The organism is Marinobacter sp. MA (genome assembly GCF_048298425.1).
GTDB lineage: Bacteria > Pseudomonadota > Gammaproteobacteria > Pseudomonadales > Oleiphilaceae > Marinobacter > Marinobacter salsuginis.
The window spans coordinates 3,076,782-3,098,512 of sequence record NZ_CP103058.1 but is presented as its reverse complement, the minus strand read 5'-3'; the positions used below and the strand labels follow the sequence as shown (position 1 = coordinate 3,098,512).

The window sequence follows — 21,731 nt, the reverse complement described above, 5'->3', positions numbered from 1 at the left end:
AGGGATGTGAGGTTTAACGGGCGGCTTTCAGCGCATTGGAAATTGCTTCGGCTTCTGCTTCAAGTACCTGACACCGAAGGCTGTTTCCCTGCTGCATCGCCTGCTCGATCTGCTTTCGTTTCATGTCGTACAGCTTGCTCAAAATATCTGCCTGGCTTTGTCTGATCGGTGCGTTCATGGCGGGCCTCCCCAAAGTGACACCTGTCGGTATTCTTTACGTTCAAGACCGGATGTTGGCCTTCGCTGAAAACCGATGCATAACCCGGGCCAGTCGGGGGTTTGGCAACATTACCTGACAAAGCGGGACCGGTAAGCACCCGGGGATAGCCCCGTATGTTTGCGGAACAGACGAGTGAACGAGCTCACGTCCTCATAGCCTACCAACTGCGTGATTTCATCAATCGGTAACCGCGATTTCTCCAGATGCTGACGTGCGACCTCGATCCGTAGAAGCTGCAGGTACCCAGTGGGCGTATCGCCGGTGGCTGCCTTGAACCGGCGAATCAGGGAACGCTCGGTGAGTCCGCCCAAAGAAGCCATTCGGTGGAGGGTGACGGGTTCACTGTAATTGCTATCCAGCCAGTCCTGAAGCTTCAGAATGGCAGCATCGGAATGGTAGCGCCGGGCCTGGAGTGCACTGTAGGGCGCCTGACTGGTCCGCCCTGCATCAATCACAAACGCCTTCGCCAGCTCCCGTGCAACTTGCGCCCCCGCGTACCTTTCCACCAGATAGATCCCCAGATCCCACCAGGCCATCCCGCCCCCGGCACAGGCAACGTCGCCGTCCACCGTTACCAGCTTGTCCGGCTGCAGGTTCACCGCCGGGAAACGCTGCCGAAACTGATGGCTGAACCCCCAGTGTGTCGTCGCTTGCCGACCATCCAACAGCCCCGCCTCTGCCAGCATGAACGCCCCGGTACAGTTACTGGCCACCCGGACCTGCCCGGCGTCTGACGACCGAAAGGCGCCAAGCCACTCTATGAGCTCCGAATTCCCTGCCAGCACAACATCGATCGGACCGCCAATTGTCGGGATTACCACCAGATCACTGTCGTCGCCCCCTGGCAGCAGATCATTCCAGGCGCCGTCTGGCTGAATGGTCAGCCCGTTTATGCAGCGGCAAGGCGCTCCGTCCTTCGTCAAAAGTCGAGTCGTAAACTGGGGTGCTGGCTGTTCATCGTTGATCCGCGCCCAGGTAACGCCGGCAAGACGGAAAAGATCAATAATCCCGGTGATGGCACTGGCAAGTGCCCCGTCAAAACCGATAACAGAAACTCTCCGCATGCATTCTCCAAAGTAGGCCATCGGCGAGGCAGCGCCTTACGGGACTGTCTGCAGCATGGATGCTGCAGTCAAGCTTACAGGGATGTATTCACAGCGTGTCCCGGGAGGCGCTGCCTCGCTGGTGGCCGGCCGCCGAACGCGGTTTTTAATAACGATAGGATTATCGATGGCAATATTGACCATAATTATGTCATAAACGCCGGTTCCCAGAAAAAACCAGTTGTGAGAGGCTGTCGACAACAAACAGGAGACCAAGCATGACCGACACCCTGATCGACCGCCGCGACCTGGCGTTCCAGCTTTACGAAGTACTCGATACCGAAAAGCTCACCACCCGCGAGCGCTTCAGCGAACACAACCGCGACACCTTCGATGCCGTCATCGAAACCGCCGACAAAATGGCCCGGGAGAAATTCGCCACCCACAACAGCGCCGCCGACAAAGACGAGCCGAAATTCGTCAATGGCCAGGTCGAGATGCTGCCGCAGGTAAAAGAAGCCTTCGACGCCTACGCGCAAGCGGGCTTCATTGCTGGACGCTATGACTATGAACTGGGCGGCATGCAGTTGCCGGAATCCGTCATGGCCGCCTGCAATGGCTTTTTTACAGCCGCCAACCCGGGCACTGCCGGGTACCCGTTCCTCACCACGGCAGCCGCCAACCTGATCCGGGTTTTTGGCAACGAGAAGCAGAAAAATACCTTCCTGCCGAACATGCTCAGTGGCCGGTTCAGCGGAACCATGGCCCTGACCGAGCCCCACGCCGGCTCTTCCCTGGCAGATATCCGGACATCCGCGTCGCCCACCGACGAAGGGCACTATCTGATCAAGGGTGCCAAGATCTACATCTCAGGCGGAGAGCAGTCCATTACCGACAACATCGTTCACATGGTGCTGGCCAAAATCAAAGGTGCGCCTGCGGGCGTGAAGGGCATCTCCCTGTTTATCGTGCCCAAGTTCCTGGTGGATGACGAAGGTAACCCCACCGAGCGCAACGGTGTAAGCCTGGCCGGTTTGATCCACAAACTGGGCTACCGCGGCACCACCTCGACTGCACTGAGTTTCGGTGATGATGCACCGTGCCATGGCTATCTCGTGGGCGAGCCCCATCAGGGCCTGAAATACATGTTCCAGATGATGAACGAAGCGCGGGTTGGTGTTGGTTTTGGTGCTGCCGTAATCGGTTATCGTGGTTACATGCACAGCCTGGAATACGCCAAAGATCGCCTGCAAGGCCGCAAGGCCAGTGAAAAGAATCCGGAAAGCCCGCAGGTGCCGATCATTGATCACGCTGATGTAAGGCGCATGCTGCTTGCCCAGAAAGCCTACAGTGAGGGTGGTCTTGCCCTGTGCCTGTATGGCGCCAGGCTGATGGATGACCAGCACACCCATCCGGACGAACAGAAACGCCAGGAAGCCGGCAAGCTGCTGGACCTGCTCACCCCGGTGATCAAAGCCTGGCCGTCTGAGTATGGCCCCAAGGCCAACGATCTGGCCATCCAGGTGTACGGTGGCGCGGGCTATACCCGCGAATATCCGGTGGAGCAATGCTGGCGCGATAACCGACTGAACCCGATTCATGAGGGCACCAACGGCATCCAGGCCCTGGATCTGCTGGGCCGGAAGATCTGGCAGGATCAGAGTCATGGTCTGCAATTACTGATGCAGGAAATGCAGGTGGACCTGCAGGCGGCTACAACCGATCGGTGCCAGCAGTGGGCCTTGTCCCTGAGTGAAACCCTGCAGCAGGCGGTGAAGGTTACCCAGAGTCTGGGTAAATCACTGATGGAAGGCGACCCCGATAAAACTCTGGCCAACGCGTCCTGCTACCTGCACCTGTTCGGGCATATTATCGTTGCCTGGATGTGGCTACGTCAGGCCAACGCAGCAGCCCACGCCCTGGGCTCCGCCAACACAGATGACGAGCGCAACTTCTACCAGGGCAAACTACAGGCGGCCCAGTATTTCTTTCACTGGGAGCTGCCAACTGTGGCTCAGGATCTTGTTCTGTTGCGCAATCAAGACGATACCTGCCTGAACATGAAATCTGAGTGGTTCTGACTTTGGAGTAGGCACAACCGGCCGGGATCGCTTTCAGGGACACGCTACAAGCACATCCCTGTGCGCTCGGCTGTGGCCATCCATGGCCACAGGCGGTCCCTGAAAGCGATCCCGGCCGCTTGCGCCCAGAGCCGGGTGCAGTCTGCAGTCTGCAGACAAGAGAAATCTATTAAAGGTGAGAGCGATGGCTCTGGTAAACGTTGAAAAGAAAAACCACATACTCCTGATTGGTCTTAATCGCCCTGAAAAAATGAACGCCATGAACCGCGAGATGTACCACCAGATCGCGGCAGCCTATTACCAGTTGGAAAACGACCCGGAGCTTCGGGTCGGATTGATGCACGCCGAGGGCGACCACTTCACCAGCGGCCTGCAACTGGACGACTGGGCGGGGGTGTTTGCCAACGGCAAAGGCATAGAGCCGGGTGAAGGCGAACTGGATCCGTTTCACATCACTGGCCAGGCTCTGAGCAAACCTGTCGTTTTTGCTGCCCAGGGGATCTGCTTCACCTGCGGCGTTGAGATGATGTTAAACACGGACGTGCGCGTCGCAGCTAAAGGCACCCGCTTTGCCCAACTGGAAGTAAAACGAGGCATCTTCGCCTGCGGCGGAGCCACAATACGTCTGCAGCGGGAAATCGGCTGGGGCAATGCCCAGCGATACCTGCTGACCGGCGATGAGTGGACTGCCGATCAGGCCTATCAATGGGGTTTGATCCAGGAATTGGTGGAACCTGGCGAACAGTTCAACGTCGCGTTGGAAATCGCTGAAAAGATTGCCAAGGCCGCCCCTCTCGGTGTCCAGGGCAGCCTGAAATCGTCAAAAATTGCCGTCGGCGAAGGGCAGGAGGCTGCGAAGCAGCGTTTGTTCCCGGATCTGCAGCCGGTGATGGCCAGTGAGGACGTCAAAGAGGGAATCCAGTCTTTCCTGGAACGGCGCGAAGCTGTTTTTAAAGGCAAGTAAATTCTAAATTTCTTCGGGAAAAACCTGCTCTCGGGAACTAAAAGAAGCTGGCGAACTCATCAGAAATCTGGGCAGCCGACCGGGGTCTCCCTTCCGGGAGTGTGAGCAGCATGGATGCTGCGATCAAGCCCCCATGGATGGGTTCACGGCGTCTCCCGGGAGGGAGACCCCGGTTGGCTGCAAGCACCAGACCTCGAAGGCTGGGGCCCCAAGATGGCAACCCCCCACACCCGAATTCAGGCTGCCTCGGAACTCCGAGATTCGCGACGGGCCTTAGCTTCTGCTGCCACCTCCGCAGCGTAGTCCGCATACTTGGCCATCAGTTCCTCTTTCCGATCCGGATCCCAGTTGATTTTGCTCAGATCCCCCTCGTAGTGATCAATTACCCGCTTATCCATGGTTTCATACCACCACTGAGGCAGGTAGGCCGGCAGAAGCATTGAAGCATAACCCCCGGGCAACTGGGGTGCCTTCTCGAAATGCCGCAGGGCCTGGAAGCTGCGCTGGGGGTGGGCGTGATGGTCTGAATGCCGCTGCAACTGATACAGGAACAGGTTGGTCACGATATGATTGCTGTTCCAGCTGTGCTCCGGTTGGGTCCGCTCGTACTTCCCGTTCTTGTCCTTCTGGCGCAGCAAGCCGTAGTGCTCAATGTAGTTTACGCTTTCCAGCAGGCTGGCACCGTACACCGCCTGGGCCGCCAGGAAAGGCACTGCTCTTGGTCCGCAAACCAGCGTTGTCGCGCCAAAGAAGCCAGCGCTCATGGCCCAGCCCTGCAGTAGCTCGTTGTCCAGGCTCCAGAAGGTTTTACCCTTGCGGGCAAGTCTCGCCTTCTCGATCTTGATGGAGGATTTGATGCCTCCCAGCACCGTGCGCGGCAGGAATTTCCAGAAACTCTCGCCCATGCGGCTGCTGGCGGGATCCTCCGGCGTTGCCACCCGTTTGTGATGACCGAAGTTGTGTTCGACAACAAAGTGGGTGTAGCCGGTGGGGGCCAACGCCGCCATAGCCAACAGCTTGTTCAGTTTGTTGGATTTGTGGCCAAGTTCATGGGCCGTGTTGATGCCCACGCCATTGATGGCACCGACCGTCAGCGTCAGCCCTATCTTGTCGTCCAGGGGCGTGCTTTTGCGGCTGGCAAGCCAGGCGCCCATAAAGGTCATGGCGTACTGGGTGGGAATAAACGCCTTCACAATCCGGTCGTAGTACTTGTCCTGCTCCAGTGTCTTCACCGCCGATTCCGGAGGGTTGCTCTGATCCTCACCAATAGCGCGGTCCAGGGCGGGAATGATTCCGTGCACCAGAGCAGGACCAGTCCAGGCAAGGGCTTTCAGCTTCTTCGGAGCCAGGGCATAGCCGGTCAGGGCGGCCAATCCGATTCCCGGCAGGGCAGGGCCGAGCAGCCACATGTAGCGTTTCGGGTCTTTCCAGTTGCCAGTGGCTTCCTTTTCGACAGGCGATGAGACCTGATGTGATTGCAGATTGTCTGGGGTTTTGGCGTTCATTGTTTTCTCCCGTTCGGTGCGCGTACCTGCAATTTATGTCGGACAATCGAACAATGCAACGGGCGTCCAGGTTTAGAGCAAACCTTGGCTCGAAATGACAAATGGCTTTTCTTTGGCACAAACCCCGTTTCTGGGCCAGACTGACATAGACAACAAGAGCTGGATCACAAGGAAGAATCAGCCATGCCAAACTCTTCGTCTGCCACTGCTTCATACTCTGTCCAGGGGATGCTTCGCGAATACCTGTCTACCGGCAGGCTTACCGAAGTGGTCTACCGCGATAGTGCCGGTCAGGTATGTCTTGTCCACGATGTCATTCGCGATCTTTTCAGTCGTGCCGGGCAGGATTTTCTTCTGCTCGGGCGGGGAACCATGTTGCCGTTTGATCATGTGATTACCATCAATGGCCAGGTGCTCTCCGACAGCGCTGGTTAACGAAAGGGTAATCGGCCGGTAATTGTGTTTGTCAGAGTTCACGCCGTACCCTGTGCTCCGTTGTAAATACTTACCAACAGAGGGATATGGTATGAACAAGCTCACACTGAGTGCGCTTTTGATGGTGCTGACACTTGGCCTGGCTGCCTGCAGCTCGGATGACAACGAAGGCGTGGATGTCGAGCAGGCAGCAGATAACGCCGGAGAAATGATGGAAGACGCTGCGGATTCCACAGAGGAAACCCTGGAAGAAGCTACCGGCCAGGATGAAAGTGCCATGGGCGAGTTGCAGGAAGGCGCAGAGGAAGCTGGTGATGCCATGACTGATGCCGCCGAAGAAGCTGGCGATTCCATTGAGGAAGGCTACGAAGAAGCCACTCAGCAATAACCGAGTGAGCTGACCGCTCCGCCGCAACAGATTGCACGGAGCGGTCGGTCCCCCGGTTCGAGCGCTTGTAAACTAATGTTAACGAATTTGTCTTTTTAACTTCCGCTTACTGTCATATTTCCCGCCGAAACTGGCCTCTCAACAACATTGACCCGCTGTTCTTTGAGAGAGGCAATAACATGGCTAAGCACGACCTTGATCCCAATTACCTGGATCCCAACTACGAGCCGGTAGTCAACCACACTGAAAACACCCCCTTCCACCAGGTCCTGGCCGCGCGCATGCAGCGCCGCACCCTGATGAAAGGCAGCGTTGGAGCTGCCCTTGCCAGTGTGATGGGCCTGGGCCTGGCAGGTTGTGGCAGCGACAGCAACGACGGCACCACCAGCAGCAATGTTTCAAGTACCGATATCGGCTTCAAGGCGGTACCGACATCTACAGCCAACGAGGTAGTTGTTCCCGAAGGTTACTCTACTGAGGCATTCCTGCCGTGGGGCACGCCCATTACAGGGTCTTACCCTGCCTACAAGCCGGATGGCACCAATACCGGCGCCGAGCAGGAACAGCAGATGGGTATGCACCATGACGGTGTGCATTTCTTCCCCATCGATCTGAAAGCGGGCGGCAACAGCTCCAGTGAAGGTCTGCTCGTGATGAACCACGAGTACATCAACCAGGGTGCCCTGCATGCCAACGGCGCAACCTATGTAAACGATATGCGCCCTGCGGACGAAGTGCGCAAGGAAATCGCAGCACACGGTGTTTCTGTCGTTCACATTAAACGCGACACCAATGGCAAGTGGGACATCGTGTTTGGCAGCCCGTTCAACCGTCGTATTACGGGTAACACCGAAATGGATATCCGTGGCCCGGTTCGTGGCTACAGCAAGCTGATCACCAAGTACAGCCCGGATGCCACCGAGACCCGCGGCACTCTCAACAACTGTGCGATGGGTCCGACGCCCTGGGGAACTTACCTCGCTGCAGAAGAAAACTGGCACGGCTACTTCGCCAATGGCGATGCCACGCAGCCACGTGAGCAGACCCGCCATGGTGTAGGCAGTTCCAGCCGATATGATTGGGAACTGGCGGATAGCGCCGCGGACCAGTACGTTCGATTCAACGTGAGCACGATCGGCGCAACCGCTGCGGATGACTATCGCAACGAGGCCAACACGTACGGCTATATGGTCGAGATCGATCCGTTTACTCCTGAAAGCAAGCCGCAAAAACGAACTGCGTTGGGCCGTTTCGGTCACGAGGGCGTCATCTTCGCACCGGCAAAGGAAGGCGAGCCGGTGGTTTGCTATTCCGGCGATGACTCCCGTTTTGAGTACATCTACAAGTTCGTATCGTCGAAGCCCTACTACGCCGCCACCGCCGGTGGATATCTGTTGGATGAAGGTACTCTGTACGTAGCCCGGTTCAATGACGACGGCTCCGGCGACTGGTTGTCACTGGATCTCGACGACGCGGACTTTGCAGCCAAGGTTGCTGCAGCCGAGGGCACTCAGGTGGGTGATGTCCAGTTTGACGGTTTCGAAAGCCAGGCTGACGTTCTTCTGAACACTCGTCTGGCCGCCGATATCGCCGGTGCAACCCCGATGGACCGCCCGGAGTGGGGGGCTGTCGACCCGAATTCGGGCCAGGTTTATTTCACGCTGACCAACAACTCTCGCCGGACGGAAGAACAGGTTAACGCGGCTAACCCGAACGCCAACAACCGCACCGGTCATATCATCCGCTGGAGTGAAGAAGGCAATGACCATACTGCCACCAGCTTCGATTGGGACATCTTCGTCTTTGCCGGTGAGCAGGGTACGGAAACCGTGGTGGATGACGAGGTGATCGTATCCCTGACTGACGACAACATCTTCAACAGCCCGGATGGCCTGTGGTTCGACTATAACGGTCGCCTCTGGATCCAGACCGATGGCTCCGATGCAGCGCCCTACCAGAACAACATGATGCTGGCTGCCAACCCCGAGACCCGCGAAATCAAGCGCTTCTTCGTCGGTCCCGTAGGTTGTGAGGTTACCGGCGTTGTCTCCACTCCTGATGTGAAGACCATGTTCGTCAACATCCAGCACCCCGATGGCAACTGGCCAGATTCCAGTGATCCGCGCCCGCGTGACGCAACCGTCATCGTCACCAAGGACGATGGAGGCGTGATTGGCGCCTGAGCCAACATTGAAGTAATAATCTGAACACCGCAAACCCGGCCTGCTCGGTAACAGAGTGAGTCGGGTTTGCGGTTTTTTGTTTCAGAAATGCTATTCCCCGCCGATATGTATATTAAATACACTAAAGTATGAGTTATAAACTCATGTCAATTCTTTAGTCTCCACAATGGCCTTTAATAACAAAATGTTTGCAGAAGCAACGAAAAAGAAGAGGTTTCTATGGGCTTACTGGATCGGGCTTCAATTCTATGGGGGTTGGCGGTTGCCGTTGTTCTTGCGGTCGTCTGTGCAGTGGTGGCGCCTTTGTTAGGTCTGGAACCTGCGTCCACTTTGATCGGGCTCGTCGTCGGCCTCGCGGCCGCTGGCGGTTTCCTCATTGTCCGGGTGTTGGAGCCAACTGAACGGGGCCTCAAGGCTCTGAATGACGGCACCCTGTCTGACAATCATCCGCTGCATGCCCAGTGTCACCAATTGCTTGCCGATGCCAGGGCCGGACGCGCGTTGGTAGAAACCCTGTCTGGAAGCGCCGACAGGAACGCAATATCGGCGGCCCAGGTGTCTTTTGCCGCTGATCAACTGAAGCTCCGGCTCGATCGTCAGGTTGAAGAAACCGCTCAAATGGCCGACTACGCAGGCCAGATTACCGAGACGGTCCGGGAGTCCTCGGAACAGGCCACGGATGCGGCCACCATGGCTTTGCAGAACAAACAGGTCAGCACCGAGGGACGTGAGGCCCTTGTCTCCGCCATCGACAGCGTCAGGGCAGTGCATCAGCAGTCCGGGGAAAATCTGCGGCTGATCCAGGAGCTGAACGAGAAATCCAACAAGATCCAGGGTGTAACCACCACAATCCAGGGAATCGCTGAACAGACCAACCTGCTTGCTCTCAATGCGGCCATCGAGGCCGCCAGGGCAGGTGATCAGGGGCGCGGTTTCGCAGTGGTTGCCGACGAAGTGCGCCAACTGGCGGGCCGAACAGCCCAGGCGACGGGGGAAGTGGCTGAAACGCTGGAAGAAATACGGTCCGATACCACGTTGATCGTGTCTCGCATTGAAGACCTTGCCCGCAGCATCGAGGAAGGACTCGCCTCAGTTGAGAGCGTGGGCGAGCGATTGGACCAGATCAGTTCCCAGTCGGACCGGGTTCAGCAGCAAGTAGCCCGAATTGCCGAGATCGACCAGAACAACGAGCAGAGTCTGGCCCAGGTGTTCTCCGCCATTGAAACGGTGCGTGACCAGATCTCGGAGAGTGATACCAGCGTTTCTTCACTGGCAGAGCAGGCTGCGACGCTGATGGAACTGGCAGAAAAAGCCAATGCTTCATTCGCCTTGAACAGCGAAGCAAGTTATCACCGGCCCTTTTTCGATCAGGCAAAAGCCGGCGCTGACCAGATTGGCCAGATGTTCGAGCAGGCCATACGGGACGGCAAGCTTTCGGAAAGCGCTCTGTTCGACAAGACGCGGACTCCCATCCCGAACACGCATCCGCCGAAATACTCCAGCAGCTTTGACAAGTTTACTGATCAGTACCTGCCGGCCATTCAGGAACAGGTGAAGAACGCCCATGAGGCCATTGTCTTTGCCATAGCGGCTGCGCCCGACGGGTATGTACCGACCCATAACCGGGATTTTGCACACGCACCAACCGGAGATCCGAAGGTGGATCTGGTTAAAAGCCGAAGCAAGCGGCTGTTCAACGATCGCACGGGTATCCGCTGTGGTCAGCACACCGAGAACATGCTTTTGCAGACCTATCGACGGGATACCGGCGAAATCATGCATGATCTCTCGGTGCCGATCTATGTGAATGGCAAGCATTGGGGCGGTTTCCGCCTGGGCTACCGTCCGGATAATCACTGACCGGGTCGGGATTATCGACTCTAGAGGCTGTGCTAGACTCCAATTGTCCAATCGATAGGAGAGTTGTCTTGGCTGAACCGGAGTTTATACCTGCCGACACGGATCCCGCTTCCCGCCGCAGTGACCCGGCGCGTAACCTGGCGGTGGTGGTCTATATCCTTCAGGCACTGTCTTTTTTCGTGGGAGGCATTACCGGTCTGGTGGGTGTAATTATCAATTACGTGAAGCTGGACGACGTTCGCAATACCTGGGTGGAGCAGCACTTCCGCTGGCAGATCCGCACCTTCTGGATTGGCCTGCTCTGGACGGTGATTGGCATTGTGACCACGCCGATTATTATCGGCTGGTTCATTCTCCTTGGTATTTCTATCTGGATCATCTACCGGATCGTCAAAGGCGCTCTGGCTCTGAACGATGGCAAGGCACCCTCCTGAGGAGGGCGCCCCTGATCAGTCTTCGGTGACTTCCTTCAGGCGGATTGCGCTGAACATCCCTGCCAGCCCCATCAATCCCAGAACAATGATGACTGCTACCTCTGAGATCATCGATACGAGGGCGGTCAGACCGCCGGTAACCAGCAGAAGAACACCAATGACCGTGTTGCTCACCGCCGTGTAATCGGTGCGTTTGTTGCCGCCTGCCATATCCACCAGATAGGTTTTGCGCCCCAGTCTGACGCCGGCGTGGGCGATACTCAGAACGAAAAAGGCGACCGGGTAGAACCACACACTGCCGATTTCCGTCCCGATAAACAGCGCGGTAAGACCGACGAGCAGACACACGCCGCTGGCCATTGCAGCGCCACGGATCATGACTCTACGGCTTGAGGTGTCCGCGGCCCAGCCCCAGAAGCTGGCACTGAGGGAACTGGCCAGACTGCTGGCCAACAGGAAGATGCCCAGCATCCAGCCAATGTCGGACTCCTTCTGTGCAAGCACCACGAAGTAGGGCGACGCCAGGGCCGAGCACAGTAAAAGCGCCCGGGTAATCACGAAGTGTCTGAACGGTGCGTCATCGCGGAGCAGGGAAAGGCTCTGGAACGCTTCGGTGATGGCGTTACCGCCACCTCCGGTTTCACCTTCGTACTCTTCTACTCCGGCAAACAGGAATCCGGCAATGACCCAGAGAACACCGGCGAGAAGTAGTAGCACGGTATAGAACGCAATGGTCGGGTCGCCGCGTTCCCAGAACAGGAGGGCGGTCAGCACAACGGTGGCCGTGCCGCCAATGGTAGAGGCCAGTCCGCCAAGTCTCCCCCTGCGGGTTTTCGGAATGCATTTGCCCTGAACATCTTTCATGGATACCGAGCAGAATCCTCGGGCCAGGGAAAACACAATGAGGGCGGCTATGATCCCGGAACCTGCGACATAGCCTTCGAAAAACCAGATGCTCGCCGCCATGGCCACCACACTGGCAGCCTGGCCGAAACTTCCGAGGGTCCAGAACCACTTGCGAACGGGTTTGCGGCGCACCCAGGCTGCGATGACCATTTGTGGAACGAGAGAGCCGGATTCGCGGATCGGAACCAGCCAGGCCACCAGTGCAGGAGCACCTATGGCACTCATCAACCAGGCCAGGACGGTTTTCGGACTGATGAGGAGATCGCCCAGCTTGGTCAGGACGTTGCTGGCGAGAATCAGGAAGAAATTTCGGGGTACCTCGCGACAGGCTTCCTCCGGAATGTCTTTGCAGACCCGTGCGTCTTCTTCGTTGGCAATCAGGCTGTAAAGCTGGTCGATGGTGTCCTTTCTGCTCTCGGGCAAACCGCTGTCCTCCGGAAAATGAGTCAGAAGGATACCAGTGTGGACCGGTATCCTTAAGTGCGGAGTACGGTGGTTGCCGCTAATCAGACCAGATGGTGATCCCAGTAAACAGGAAGGTCTGCCAGTTCCCTGGCCGGTGTGGTAGCGCCCATCCGAACCAGCTTGCCCTGGCCGGAGGAGATCAGGAAGTCGCCCCCGGCCAGGGCCTGGACACCGGCGCAATCGGCGATGGAGGCGCGGTTCATAAGTTCACCGGTACTGGCCCTGAAGATAATGGCTGTGCCGCCAACAGGTGAGGCGGCAGCAACAAGGTCGTTCTCTGGATGGGCAACGACACTGGCTATGTAGTTGGCCATAGCTTTCTGGGTGTCCGCATCGAATCGGTATTCGCGCAGTTTTCCCTGTTCAAGGCGCGCCAGTAGGGGCGGCGTTTCGTACTGCGGACCCTGATGCTGAAAGGCCACGTACACTCGGCCACTCCCGCTGACGCTTACATGGCGGGCACTTTGCTGATGATGGGGCGGCTTGAAACGTCCAACGATTTTGCCGGAATGACGATTCATCAGAAGCAGGGCAGGATCCATGGTATCTAGATTCAGCTTTATACGGTCGTAGTCCGGGTGGGTCAGGATACCCCCGAGTCCGATCACCAGGGTTTCGCCGTCCGGGTGCATGGTCAGCTCGTGGGGACCAATGCCGTTAAGATCGAAGGTATCGGTTCGCTGGTACTCCTTTTCCGCGTCGTATACCGCAATAATGCCTTCGCCCTGTTCGTACCGGCTGGCGGTTACGTATAGCCAGCGGCCATCCAGGGAAAAAACACCGTGGCCGACGAAGTGCTCGCCGGCTGCCGCGTCTATGCGGTGTTTGAAAGCTCCGGTCGTTGTATCGAACACATAAAACGACCACCCGGGGCGACGATCAAAGAAAAGGGTTTCGCCCCTGGCAGGCCGGTTGCACCCGCTGTGGCAGCGTGTTTGAACCGGCGTTTGCCAGAGGACGTTACCGGTGCGATCGAACGCGCTGACGCCAAAGCTGCCATCCGGTAAGCCGATGGCGCCGGCATAGTGGTCTGGTTCGCCCGAGGCTTTTCGCGGAAGCATTGAACAGCCGGTCAGGGCGAGTGCAATACCACCGCCAACGGATGCTTTGAGAAAGGTCCGCCGGTGCAAACGCATAGGAACAGCCGCCTCCTCAGTCGCCATCGCTCGAGTTGAAGCCTCTTACGACGTTGAGAGCAACCGCGGCCTGGTCATTCACCAGAATGGTCAACTGCGAAACGTCCACGTAGAGGCCCTGAAGGACCCGGAATTGGTCTTCTTCGTCGAGCGCCGTTGCCATGGGAAGATAGGCACCAGGAAAGTTTTGCTGAACTTCGTTGAACTGATTACGAATGCGCTCAGCAAGGTGCTTCTCTTCGTTGCCTTCAAGCGCTGTCGTGAGCCCTGGCAAAAAGAACTGGTCCAGGCCATCGACTGTGGCCTCTATGGTCTTCAGTGTTTCGCCGCTGCGCCAGGCGTCCGTGATGTAAGGATTGCGCTTTCCATTCCCGCGCAGACCCATTGGTTGGGCCAGTCGGCGCTCCTCGAGGATCTCCAGTGCGGCCATCCCAGCGCGGACGGTAGTGTCGAAGTACTGTTCGCTCTTCAAGTAGTGAGGCCTGAAGCCCTGCCATCGGGTCATTAATTCGTCGCTGTTGCTCTCTACGTGGGCAGCCACGCCGGTCAGCAGTTCGCAGGTCCGGGGGGCGGGCAGTTTGTTATCCCCGGTATTAATTGTCTGATCGAACAGCAGGTATTCAATCATCGGGAAGCCCTGAACGGCCACGCCGGATCGGCTGATCACCTGCGGAGTGATCGGTTCCTCGTCGCCGGTCAGGTAAGCTGCTTTCCGCGCGACCAGATTCTTCGGGTCGGGCCAGAACTGGAACTGCCAGGAAAGATTGTTGTTTTCGACCGGTCCGAAATCGACAAAGCGCACCCGCTGCCAGGCCAGGAAGGCATCCAGCCAGGCGGCTTCCAGTTGTTCCCGGCTTTGCGGGGCAGGATTCCGGCAGTAGTCCCGGGCGCGTTCAGCCAAAGCGCCCGTTTCTTTTTTCAGCGACTGATAGCCAGTCGCAATGCCCTCATACCATTGCTGGCGGGCCTGGCTGGTGGCATCGCTTGCCCACACCAGGGGCGATGTTGCTGCGAGGATAAATGTGCACAGCAGTCTGGTGATCGGTTGCATGGCTGATCCTCAGAGTGAATTCAGGAAATCAATCAGGGCCGAACGATCCCCGGATGACATCTGGCGGTAGCGATCGGTGGCTGTCGCTGCCTCACCACCATGCCAGAGCACGGCTTCTTCCAGTGTGCGGGCGCGACCGTCGTGCAGGAACCCGGCCTGAGGATTCACTACTTGCGCCAGTCCAATGCCCCACAGCGGGGGTGTTCGCCATTCGTTGCCATTGGCCAGGAATTCATCACGTCCATCCGCCAGAGCCGGGCCCATGTCATGGAGCAGCAGATCTGTGTAGGGCCAGATAGTCTGATTGCTGAGATCCGGGCGTTCGGCTACCTCACCCGTCTGGTGTCGGGGAGTATGACAACCAGCGCAGCCAATTTCGTTGAACAGTTTTGCTCCTTGTTGAACCGAACCGGACTCAAGATTTCGGCGTGCCGGAACGGCAAGGCTCCTGGCATAGAAGGTCACAAAGTTGGCAACCTTATCGCTTACTTCCGGTTCGCCGCCATGGGCGAACCGCTCACAGTTCTGCTCGGGCATGCAGTCGGTCGTGGGTTTCAGGGTCGAGGTCAGGCCCATATCTCCGGCGAAGGCACCCATGCTTTGCTGGTGGACATCCGGCTCCGCCGCCTTCCAGCCAAATCGGCCAGGCCGCGTCTGTTCCGTTGCCAGATCCCAGACCTGGTTGAGTTTTCCGGAAATGCCATTGCCGTCGGCATCGTCAGGGTCATGAAGGGCTTGCAGCTTTTCGATGGGGATGGCTTCCAGCAGGCCCATTCCGATCATCTGCGGTGCTACCCGGGGTGAAACCAGCAGGTCGTCGGGCAACGGACCGTAGTTTGGGTTTTCGATGCGATACACAGGCTTGCGCAATTCCACAACAGTGCCGTCGGCCAGGGTCTTTTTCACCGGCGTCCATTCAATGACGAGATCGGCCTCGGGCTTTGCCGCGGGAAGTGCAGCGGTCTGCAACTGGCTGCCGTAGACCGGTGCCGGTTTAAAACCGTGCTTGCGCAGAAGTTCGGCGTCCCGTACCGGGTCAGCAGGCACTGCCAGCCTCAGAAACAGGGAGACTGGCGGTTCATCAACACCGGGGGGATGTCCGCGACCATCCTTGATGTGGCATCCCTGGCAGGAGTTGGTGTTGAACAGCGGGCCAAGACCATCACGGGCATCGGTGCTCGCCGGTGCCTCGACCCAGGGGTTCCGGAAGAAGCTGTTGCCCACGCTGAAATCCAGACGCTTGGTCATGGACAGATTGCCCTGGGGCAGCGAATAGGCGTTGGTATCTGACTGCTGAACCGTCCCCTCGCCACCGGTGGCGGGAGTGGTCTGAATAGGGTAACCCGCGTGGGTTTGGGCGGAGACGGGTGCGCTGGCAATTGCCAGCGCACCGATCAAGGCGAACGGTCTCATCATGCTCAGAACGCGTGACCGGCGTCATCCGGAGACAGGGCTTCGATGCCAAGGTCCCGCGCAGCCTGCTCAATGGATCCGGTCTGAGCGACCAGCGCCATGATCGCGCCGTTGACGATCCGGGTACCTTCGGCGTTCCCCGGTGCGATCATGGTATCGAATGCCATGGGGTTCTCGCTGCTCTCTGCACGAGCCTTCATCAGGGCGAGGGCTTCCATGGACGCATCCAACTGGTTGTTCAGGCGCGCATCCAGTTCAGGGTTGCTCTGCTGGACAAGGTCAGACAGAGAGGGTCCAGTCACCAGGCTGCCGTCGACACGACGGTAGGTGCCGGTATAGACATTCTGGATGCCCTGGCCGTTGTAGTAATGGGAATTGTGGGTATTGTCGCTGAAGCAGTCGTGCTCATCTTCGTAGGAGTTGGCCTCCAGGGCAACCTTCATCCGTTCACCGGCCAGTTCACCCAGGGACAGGGAGCCCATTCCGAACAGCATTTTCTGAACACCTTCATTGGCGTCGGCGGCAGTCAGCTGGGCGCGATAATTGTCGTTGGCACCGGGTGCCCACTGGGCCACCATCCACTCCAGATCTGAGACCAGAAGGTCGGTTACCGCGTCCAGGTATTCCCCGCGACGTTCACAATTGCCATTGGTGCAATCAGCGCCCTCGGCGTAATCCGTAACCGGGCGCTCACCGGCGCCGCTTTCGAAACCGTGCAGATCCTGGCCCCAGAGCAAAAATTCAACTGCATGGTAGCCGGTAGCTACGTTGGCTTCAGATCCGCCTACTTCGTTCAGATCGGCCAGCAGTGCAGGGGACAGAGAAGCCACATTCAATGTTTCACCGCCCACATTGATGCTGTTGCTCGCGATGATATTGGCGGTGGCCCCGGAGTTGCCCAACTCGTGCTGGTAGCCGTCAGCCTTGACGTAATCGATCAGGCCCTCATCCAGCGGCCAGGCGTTCAGTTGTCCTTCCCAGTCATCGACAATAGCGTTGCCAAACCGGAATACTTCAGTTTGCTGGTAGGGGATTCGCGCGGCGAGCCAGGCTTCTTTTGCGGCTGCAAGGTTCTCTTCGGTCGGGTTGGCAATCAGCCGATCGGTAGCGTAGTCCAGCGCGCGGGCGGTAATCAGGGCATCTTCATAGTTGGCGTGAGCAAGGTCGGCATAGTGATCAACTACGGAAGCCTTGGTAGCGGGTTCTGACTTCTCTGAGGTCCAGGGAGTATAAGCGCATCCCGCAGTTAGCATGGCGGCCACTGTCAGCGCGAGTGGGGCCGGACGAAACATGGATTTCATTCCTTTCTCCATTTTTGGTAATCGTGGTGAAAATGAGAAAAATTAGCGTTCACGATTATGGTTGCCGACTGATGAAAAGGCAAGCGGGAATAGGGGTGTGACCATGATGCGTGTCGGGTCTCTTGCTCTTGGCAACTGTGATCGGGCTTAATGGCTCCGTTACCAGGGAGCTATTTTTGTATGTTGAGCTATCTACACGCCTTCCACGCCGGCAACTTTGCCGATGTCCAGAAACACAGTTCACTGGCGCTTGCCCTTGCGATGATGCAGTCGAAAACATCCGGCATTGCCTGTTTCGACACCCACGCCGGCAGCGCCATATACGATTTGCGCAGTGAGCGTGCCCGAAAGACAGGAGAGGCTGATTACGGCGTTCAAAAGGTATGGAGCGGAAGAGATAGGCTAAGGTCCGGGGATTGGAAGCCGTTTCTGGACGTGCTGGCAGGATTCAATGCCGGTGATGGAGAGCTCTCTGTTTACCCGGGGTCTCCGGTGTGGTTCCGGCATTTTCTACGGCCCGCGGATGCTCTGACGTTGTTCGAACTCCATCCATCCGAGAGCGAACAGCTGACGGGATGGGCCGCCGAAGCCCCCGTCCGCGTGCTCAAACAGGATGGCCTGGCCGGCCTTCTGAAGCAGCTGCCACCGAAACAGCCACGGTTGCTCACGCTCATAGATCCTTCTTACGAGATCAAATCGGATTACATTGAGGTTGCTGAAACTCTTGGCAAAGCATGGCAGAAATGCCGTCACGGGGTTTATCTTATCTGGTATCCGATACTGACGAGCGGATTGCAGCAGCAACTGAAAGACGCTGTCGGGCGTACCGGCGTGCGCAAGGTGCTGTGCAGCGAGGTGCATCTCAGAAAGCCGCCGGAGCGGGGTATGGTCGGATCGGGCATGCTGGTGGTGAATCCGCCCTGGGGCTTTGATTCCCGTTTATCGGCGATGATGAGTGATGTAGCCGGGCCAGATGTTCTGAATCTGACCCATGATATTGGATGGCTGGTGCCGGAATAGTCCGGCAGTCTACTCCGGCTTATTGGCGTCCAGCTCTTCGATCAGTTGTTGCAAACGCTCGAAAATACGCTGGCCGCTCTCGCCGGTTCGTTCCAGATAGAGGTCACGCACAGGCATGCTGGCTTGCCGAAATGCCTCCCGCTCTGCATCTGTCAGGCGGACAACTTTCAGGTGTCCTTCTTCCAACATTTTTTCCAGCCGGGTCTGATTCAGTTCCTCCTGGGTCTCCCAGGCAATCTGCGCAACATCGTTGAGGCCGTTATCAAGCCATTGTTGCTGGTTTTCCGGCAACGCGTTGTACCAATCAAGATTTGAGACCACAGAGGCAACGAATTGTGCCGGCCGGGCAAGCGTCATGGTGCTCTGGACTTCATAGAAATCCATTTCCTCGATGGCAAAAACGGGATTGCTCTGGCCATCAATCTTACGCAGTTGGAGGTCGCTGTAGACCTGGGAATAGGGGATCTGACTCGGTTCGGCGCCGTAGGCTCGAAAGGCTTCCTCGGCCATGTCGGATGTCATGGTGCGTATCCGCTGGCCATTGAAATCGTCCGGTGTGCGCAGCGCCTTGTTGGCCGTCCAGGCCATCCAGCCCTCTGGCACGAAGCCAAGCAATTTCATGTTCTGGTCGGCATAGGGCTGTTCAAACAGATTAAGGAGTTCCGGACTCGCCAGAAGCTGTCGGGTCACCTCAGCGTCGTCCGGCAGAACGTAGTGCAAGGTGAAAAGGCCCACTTCCGGGATGGTGTTGGCCAGGTGCCCGGGAGAGGCGAAGGCAAGACTGACCGAACCGTTCCTGACGAGTTCGGTGAGCTGCGCCGAGGTGCCGAGAGAGCCGTAGGGAAAGATATCGACTTCAATCTTGCCTTCAGAACGCTCTTCTATGCGTTCTTTAAGGGCTTCGGCATAGGCGTGTTGAACGCTACTCTCGATTTCCTCCAGGGCGAAGCGCCAGGTGACGGGATATTCGGGCGCTTCCGGTGCCTTGGCGGCCTCGGGCCCTTGGTCGGTTTGGCTGTCTGAGCAGCCGGCCAGCGCAATGACCAAGGCGATGCTTAATGGCCAGAACCTGATACGGGCAGCGGGCATAACGGGGCTCCAGTTTTCTCAATCCTTTTCGACATTGGTAGACAAGGTAACACAAGAATGCGCCCTGCCGTGGGTAACAGGGTTCGATTGCATTACACTGTCGGCCAGACGATCCCGCGGGTAGAGGAGAAAATCGATGGAGTTCCAGTGGCTGGCAGGAGGCCGTGAATGAAAAACCAGAAGCAGGCGATGCTTTATGGCCTTGGCACCGTGCTTTTGTGGTCAACGGTGGCAACCGCGTTCAAGCTCTCCCTGAGAGACCTGGCGCCCGTTCAGATGCTGTTGATTGCCTGTAGTGCGTCTGTGGTCGTCATGGCCGTTATTCTGATGCTGCAGGGGCGCTGGCATCTGGTGTTTTCTCTCAGTCGCAAACAGTACGCCCAGTCGTTCGGCATGGGGCTGATCAATCCCTGCCTGTACTATTTTTTGTTGTTCGGGGCGTTTGACAGGTTGCCGGCCCAGGAAGCGCAACCGCTGAATTACACCTGGGCGCTGGTATTGGCCTACATGTCGGTACCGTTTCTTGGGCACCGGCTGCGCAAGCTCGATATTGTGGCGGGCCTGATCTGTTACGCCGGCGTAGTGGTCATTGCCACCCGTGGAGCGGTGACTTCACTGAGTTTCGAGGATCCTCTGGGTGTATCTCTCGCCCTAGGCAGTACCGTGGTCTGGGCGTCCTACTGGATTATTGCCACCCGGGATACCCGCGATCCGGTGGTTGGCCTGTTCCTGAATTTTCTGTGTGGGCTCCCGGTGATTCTGCTGATTTGCTGGTGGACGGAAGGTCTGGACTTCGCCTCGGGAACGTCGCTCGCCGCTGCGGTTTACGTTGGTGTGTTTGAGATGGGTATTGCCTTTGTGCTCTGGTCCTACGCCATGAAAAAGGCAGAGAACACGTCGAAAGTCAGCAATCTGATTTTCATCTCTCCTTTCCTTTCACTGGTGTTCATCTATTTCATTCTGGGGGAGCATATTCTGCCCTCCACCTACATTGGCCTGGTTCTTATCATGATGGGGCTCTGGATCCAGCAGAAAAAAGTCAAAGACAGGGAAGAGGCGTTAAATCTTGGCTAGCTGGTTTGTCTACATGGTTCGAACCGCCAGTGGAGCGCTCTACACCGGAATCACGACCGACGTTGAACGACGTTTCCGGGAGCATCAGGCGGGCGCGCCCAGGGGCGCCCGTAGTCTGAGGGGAAAGGGGCCATTGGAACTGGTCTTCAGCGCCGCCGCTGGCGACAGAAGCCAGGCTTCCCGTCTGGAGTGGCACATCAAGCAGTGGCCCCGGCTAAGGAAAGAGGCCCTTGCCCGGGGTGAACTCAGCCTGCCAGATGACGTTTGATGTGTTCGCCAGCGGTTTCCATCGCCTTTGTGGCCCTGTCGAGCTGACCGCTGTGCACCTGAAAAACGTGCCAGAGGCTGTTGTATATCTCCAGGCGGGTTTCCACATCCTGACGGTTCGCCGCTTCAGCCAGCCGCTCGGCATCATTCAACAGAATCTCTTGGCTACCCACCTGGATCAGCAGGGGCGGCAGGCCGCTCAGGTCGCCGAATACCGGTGAGATCAGCGGATTGCTCAGGGACTCCTTTCCGGCATAGAGCTTTGCTGCCTTACTGGTCCAGCTTGACTGGAGTACCGGCTCACATTCGGGTTCATAGAGCTGCTCCTGAGTGAGGTCTACCCAGGGTGAAAATACTGTTAGCGATGCCGGAAGGGACTGCTGCTTGTCGCGTAGCCGCATGGCCAGGGCAACGGCGAGGCCGCCGCCGGCGGAATCCCCTGCGACAGCGATCTGCTCTGGCTTGAGGCCCTGCTCCAGCAGGCCGTTCCAGCAAGCTTCCGCATCGTCCAGAGCTGCGGGAAAGGGGAACTCGGGTGCCAGCCGGTAATCAGGCGTAACAATGCTGCAATTGCTGGTTTTTGCCAGGTGCCCGGTTATGCCGCGGTGGGTACTCGAAGAACCAATGATATAGCCACCGCCGTGCAGATAGAGAACAGCGCCGTGCGGCTTGATGCTGAAACTGGTTCGGGTAACGGGAATACCGCCAACCGTGGTGGCTTCGAATTTTGCACCCTTGGGCGGTATCGAACTCCTGTAAGCCTGGCGCACAATGCGTCGCTGAAGCGGAACCGGCACCGTCGGGTTGAGAACCGGTCTTACCAGCCGGTTCATGGTCTGGCGCAACGCACTCTCCAGAAGGTGTTGCAACATCTGTGTCTTTCCCCTGCTATGGGT

20 protein-coding genes are annotated in these 21,731 nt (G+C 57.6%); 10 read left to right on the top strand and 10 right to left on the bottom strand.

Translation table 11 applies throughout. The features are described 5' to 3' along the window. Positions 1-13: 13 nt before the first annotated feature. On the bottom strand, positions 14-178 hold the full coding sequence (locus NUW46_RS14275) for a hypothetical protein (protein ID WP_167352690.1): 165 nt from the start codon (positions 176-178) through the stop codon (positions 14-16). A 110-nt stretch (positions 179-288) separates the two neighbouring features. Next, on the bottom strand, positions 289-1,284 hold the full coding sequence (locus NUW46_RS14270; RefSeq protein WP_418140431.1) for a GlxA family transcriptional regulator: 996 nt from the start codon (positions 1,282-1,284) through the stop codon (positions 289-291). A 257-nt stretch (positions 1,285-1,541) separates the two neighbouring features. Here NUW46_RS14270 and NUW46_RS14265 point away from each other — a divergent pair, with 257 nt between their 5' ends. Both NUW46_RS14265 and NUW46_RS14260 read left to right on the top strand, forming a co-directional pair. Then, entirely contained in the window at positions 1,542-3,344 is a 1,803-nt protein-coding gene (locus NUW46_RS14265; protein ID WP_418140430.1) for an acyl-CoA dehydrogenase, read from the top strand. Between the two features lie 184 nt (positions 3,345-3,528). Further along, positions 3,529-4,308: a crotonase/enoyl-CoA hydratase family protein gene (locus tag NUW46_RS14260; protein WP_418140429.1), complete on the top strand. Its 780-nt coding sequence runs from the start codon at positions 3,529-3,531 to the stop codon at positions 4,306-4,308. Positions 4,309-4,544: 236 nt separating this feature from the next. Here NUW46_RS14260 and NUW46_RS14255 read toward each other — a convergent pair whose 3' ends face one another. Continuing rightward, a complete protein-coding gene (locus tag NUW46_RS14255; RefSeq protein WP_136631939.1) occupies positions 4,545-5,813 on the bottom strand; it encodes an alkane 1-monooxygenase in 1,269 nt (422 codons plus the stop codon). 183 nt (positions 5,814-5,996) lie between these two features. Here NUW46_RS14255 and NUW46_RS14250 point away from each other — a divergent pair, with 183 nt between their 5' ends. From NUW46_RS14250 to NUW46_RS14230, 5 genes are all read left to right on the top strand, one after another. Then, positions 5,997-6,248 (top strand): hypothetical protein, encoded by a 252-nt coding sequence (locus tag NUW46_RS14250; RefSeq protein WP_069182964.1) that lies wholly within the window; start codon positions 5,997-5,999, stop codon positions 6,246-6,248. 91 nt (positions 6,249-6,339) lie between these two features. Then, a complete protein-coding gene (locus NUW46_RS14245; protein WP_418140428.1) occupies positions 6,340-6,636 on the top strand; it encodes a hypothetical protein in 297 nt (98 codons plus the stop codon). Positions 6,637-6,815: 179 nt separating this feature from the next. Further along, positions 6,816-8,819 (top strand): PhoX family protein, encoded by a 2,004-nt coding sequence (locus tag NUW46_RS14240; protein WP_418140427.1) that lies wholly within the window; start codon positions 6,816-6,818, stop codon positions 8,817-8,819. Positions 8,820-9,038: 219 nt separating this feature from the next. Then, complete coding sequence (locus tag NUW46_RS14235; RefSeq protein WP_069182967.1) at positions 9,039-10,679, top strand: methyl-accepting chemotaxis protein; 1,641 nt, start codon at positions 9,039-9,041, stop codon at positions 10,677-10,679. Positions 10,680-10,747: 68 nt separating this feature from the next. Then, positions 10,748-11,113 carry a DUF4870 family protein gene (locus tag NUW46_RS14230; protein WP_069182968.1) on the top strand — a complete coding sequence of 122 codons (366 nt, stop codon included), beginning with the start codon at positions 10,748-10,750 and terminating at the stop codon, positions 11,111-11,113. 15 nt (positions 11,114-11,128) lie between these two features. Here NUW46_RS14230 and NUW46_RS14225 read toward each other — a convergent pair whose 3' ends face one another. From NUW46_RS14225 to NUW46_RS14205, 5 genes are all read right to left on the bottom strand, one after another. Next, positions 11,129-12,442: an MFS transporter gene (locus NUW46_RS14225; protein ID WP_418140426.1), complete on the bottom strand. Its 1,314-nt coding sequence runs from the start codon at positions 12,440-12,442 to the stop codon at positions 11,129-11,131. 83 nt (positions 12,443-12,525) lie between these two features. After that, a complete protein-coding gene (locus NUW46_RS14220; RefSeq protein WP_418140425.1) occupies positions 12,526-13,620 on the bottom strand; it encodes a DUF1513 domain-containing protein in 1,095 nt (364 codons plus the stop codon). 16 nt (positions 13,621-13,636) lie between these two features. Beyond that, on the bottom strand, positions 13,637-14,671 hold the full coding sequence (locus tag NUW46_RS14215; RefSeq protein WP_418140424.1) for an imelysin family protein: 1,035 nt from the start codon (positions 14,669-14,671) through the stop codon (positions 13,637-13,639). 9 nt (positions 14,672-14,680) lie between these two features. After that, positions 14,681-16,087: a di-heme oxidoredictase family protein gene (locus NUW46_RS14210; RefSeq protein WP_418140423.1), complete on the bottom strand. Its 1,407-nt coding sequence runs from the start codon at positions 16,085-16,087 to the stop codon at positions 14,681-14,683. A gap of 2 nt (positions 16,088-16,089) precedes the next feature. Then, positions 16,090-17,385 (bottom strand): imelysin family protein, encoded by a 1,296-nt coding sequence (locus NUW46_RS14205; protein ID WP_418140422.1) that lies wholly within the window; start codon positions 17,383-17,385, stop codon positions 16,090-16,092. Positions 17,386-17,565: 180 nt separating this feature from the next. On the opposite strand from NUW46_RS14205, the gene NUW46_RS14200 reads away from it, so the two are divergent. Then, a complete protein-coding gene (locus tag NUW46_RS14200; RefSeq protein ID WP_418140421.1) occupies positions 17,566-18,405 on the top strand; it encodes a 23S rRNA (adenine(2030)-N(6))-methyltransferase RlmJ in 840 nt (279 codons plus the stop codon). Between the two features lie 9 nt (positions 18,406-18,414). Here NUW46_RS14200 and dctP read toward each other — a convergent pair whose 3' ends face one another. Then, on the bottom strand, positions 18,415-19,494 hold the full coding sequence (gene dctP, locus NUW46_RS14195; RefSeq protein ID WP_418140420.1) for a TRAP transporter substrate-binding protein DctP: 1,080 nt from the start codon (positions 19,492-19,494) through the stop codon (positions 18,415-18,417). A 168-nt stretch (positions 19,495-19,662) separates the two neighbouring features. Here dctP and NUW46_RS14190 point away from each other — a divergent pair, with 168 nt between their 5' ends. Both NUW46_RS14190 and NUW46_RS14185 read left to right on the top strand, forming a co-directional pair. Continuing rightward, complete coding sequence (locus NUW46_RS14190) at positions 19,663-20,568, top strand: DMT family transporter (protein ID WP_418140419.1); 906 nt, start codon at positions 19,663-19,665, stop codon at positions 20,566-20,568. A 13-nt stretch (positions 20,569-20,581) separates the two neighbouring features. After that, positions 20,582-20,836: a GIY-YIG nuclease family protein gene (locus NUW46_RS14185; RefSeq protein ID WP_083231791.1), complete on the top strand. Its 255-nt coding sequence runs from the start codon at positions 20,582-20,584 to the stop codon at positions 20,834-20,836. Here the strand turns inward: NUW46_RS14185 and NUW46_RS14180 are convergent. Then, positions 20,814-21,707 carry an alpha/beta hydrolase gene (locus NUW46_RS14180; RefSeq protein ID WP_418140418.1) on the bottom strand — a complete coding sequence of 298 codons (894 nt, stop codon included), beginning with the start codon at positions 21,705-21,707 and terminating at the stop codon, positions 20,814-20,816. The two genes, NUW46_RS14185 and NUW46_RS14180, sit on opposite strands and share 23 nt — an antisense overlap. Positions 21,708-21,731: the final 24 nt, after the last annotated feature.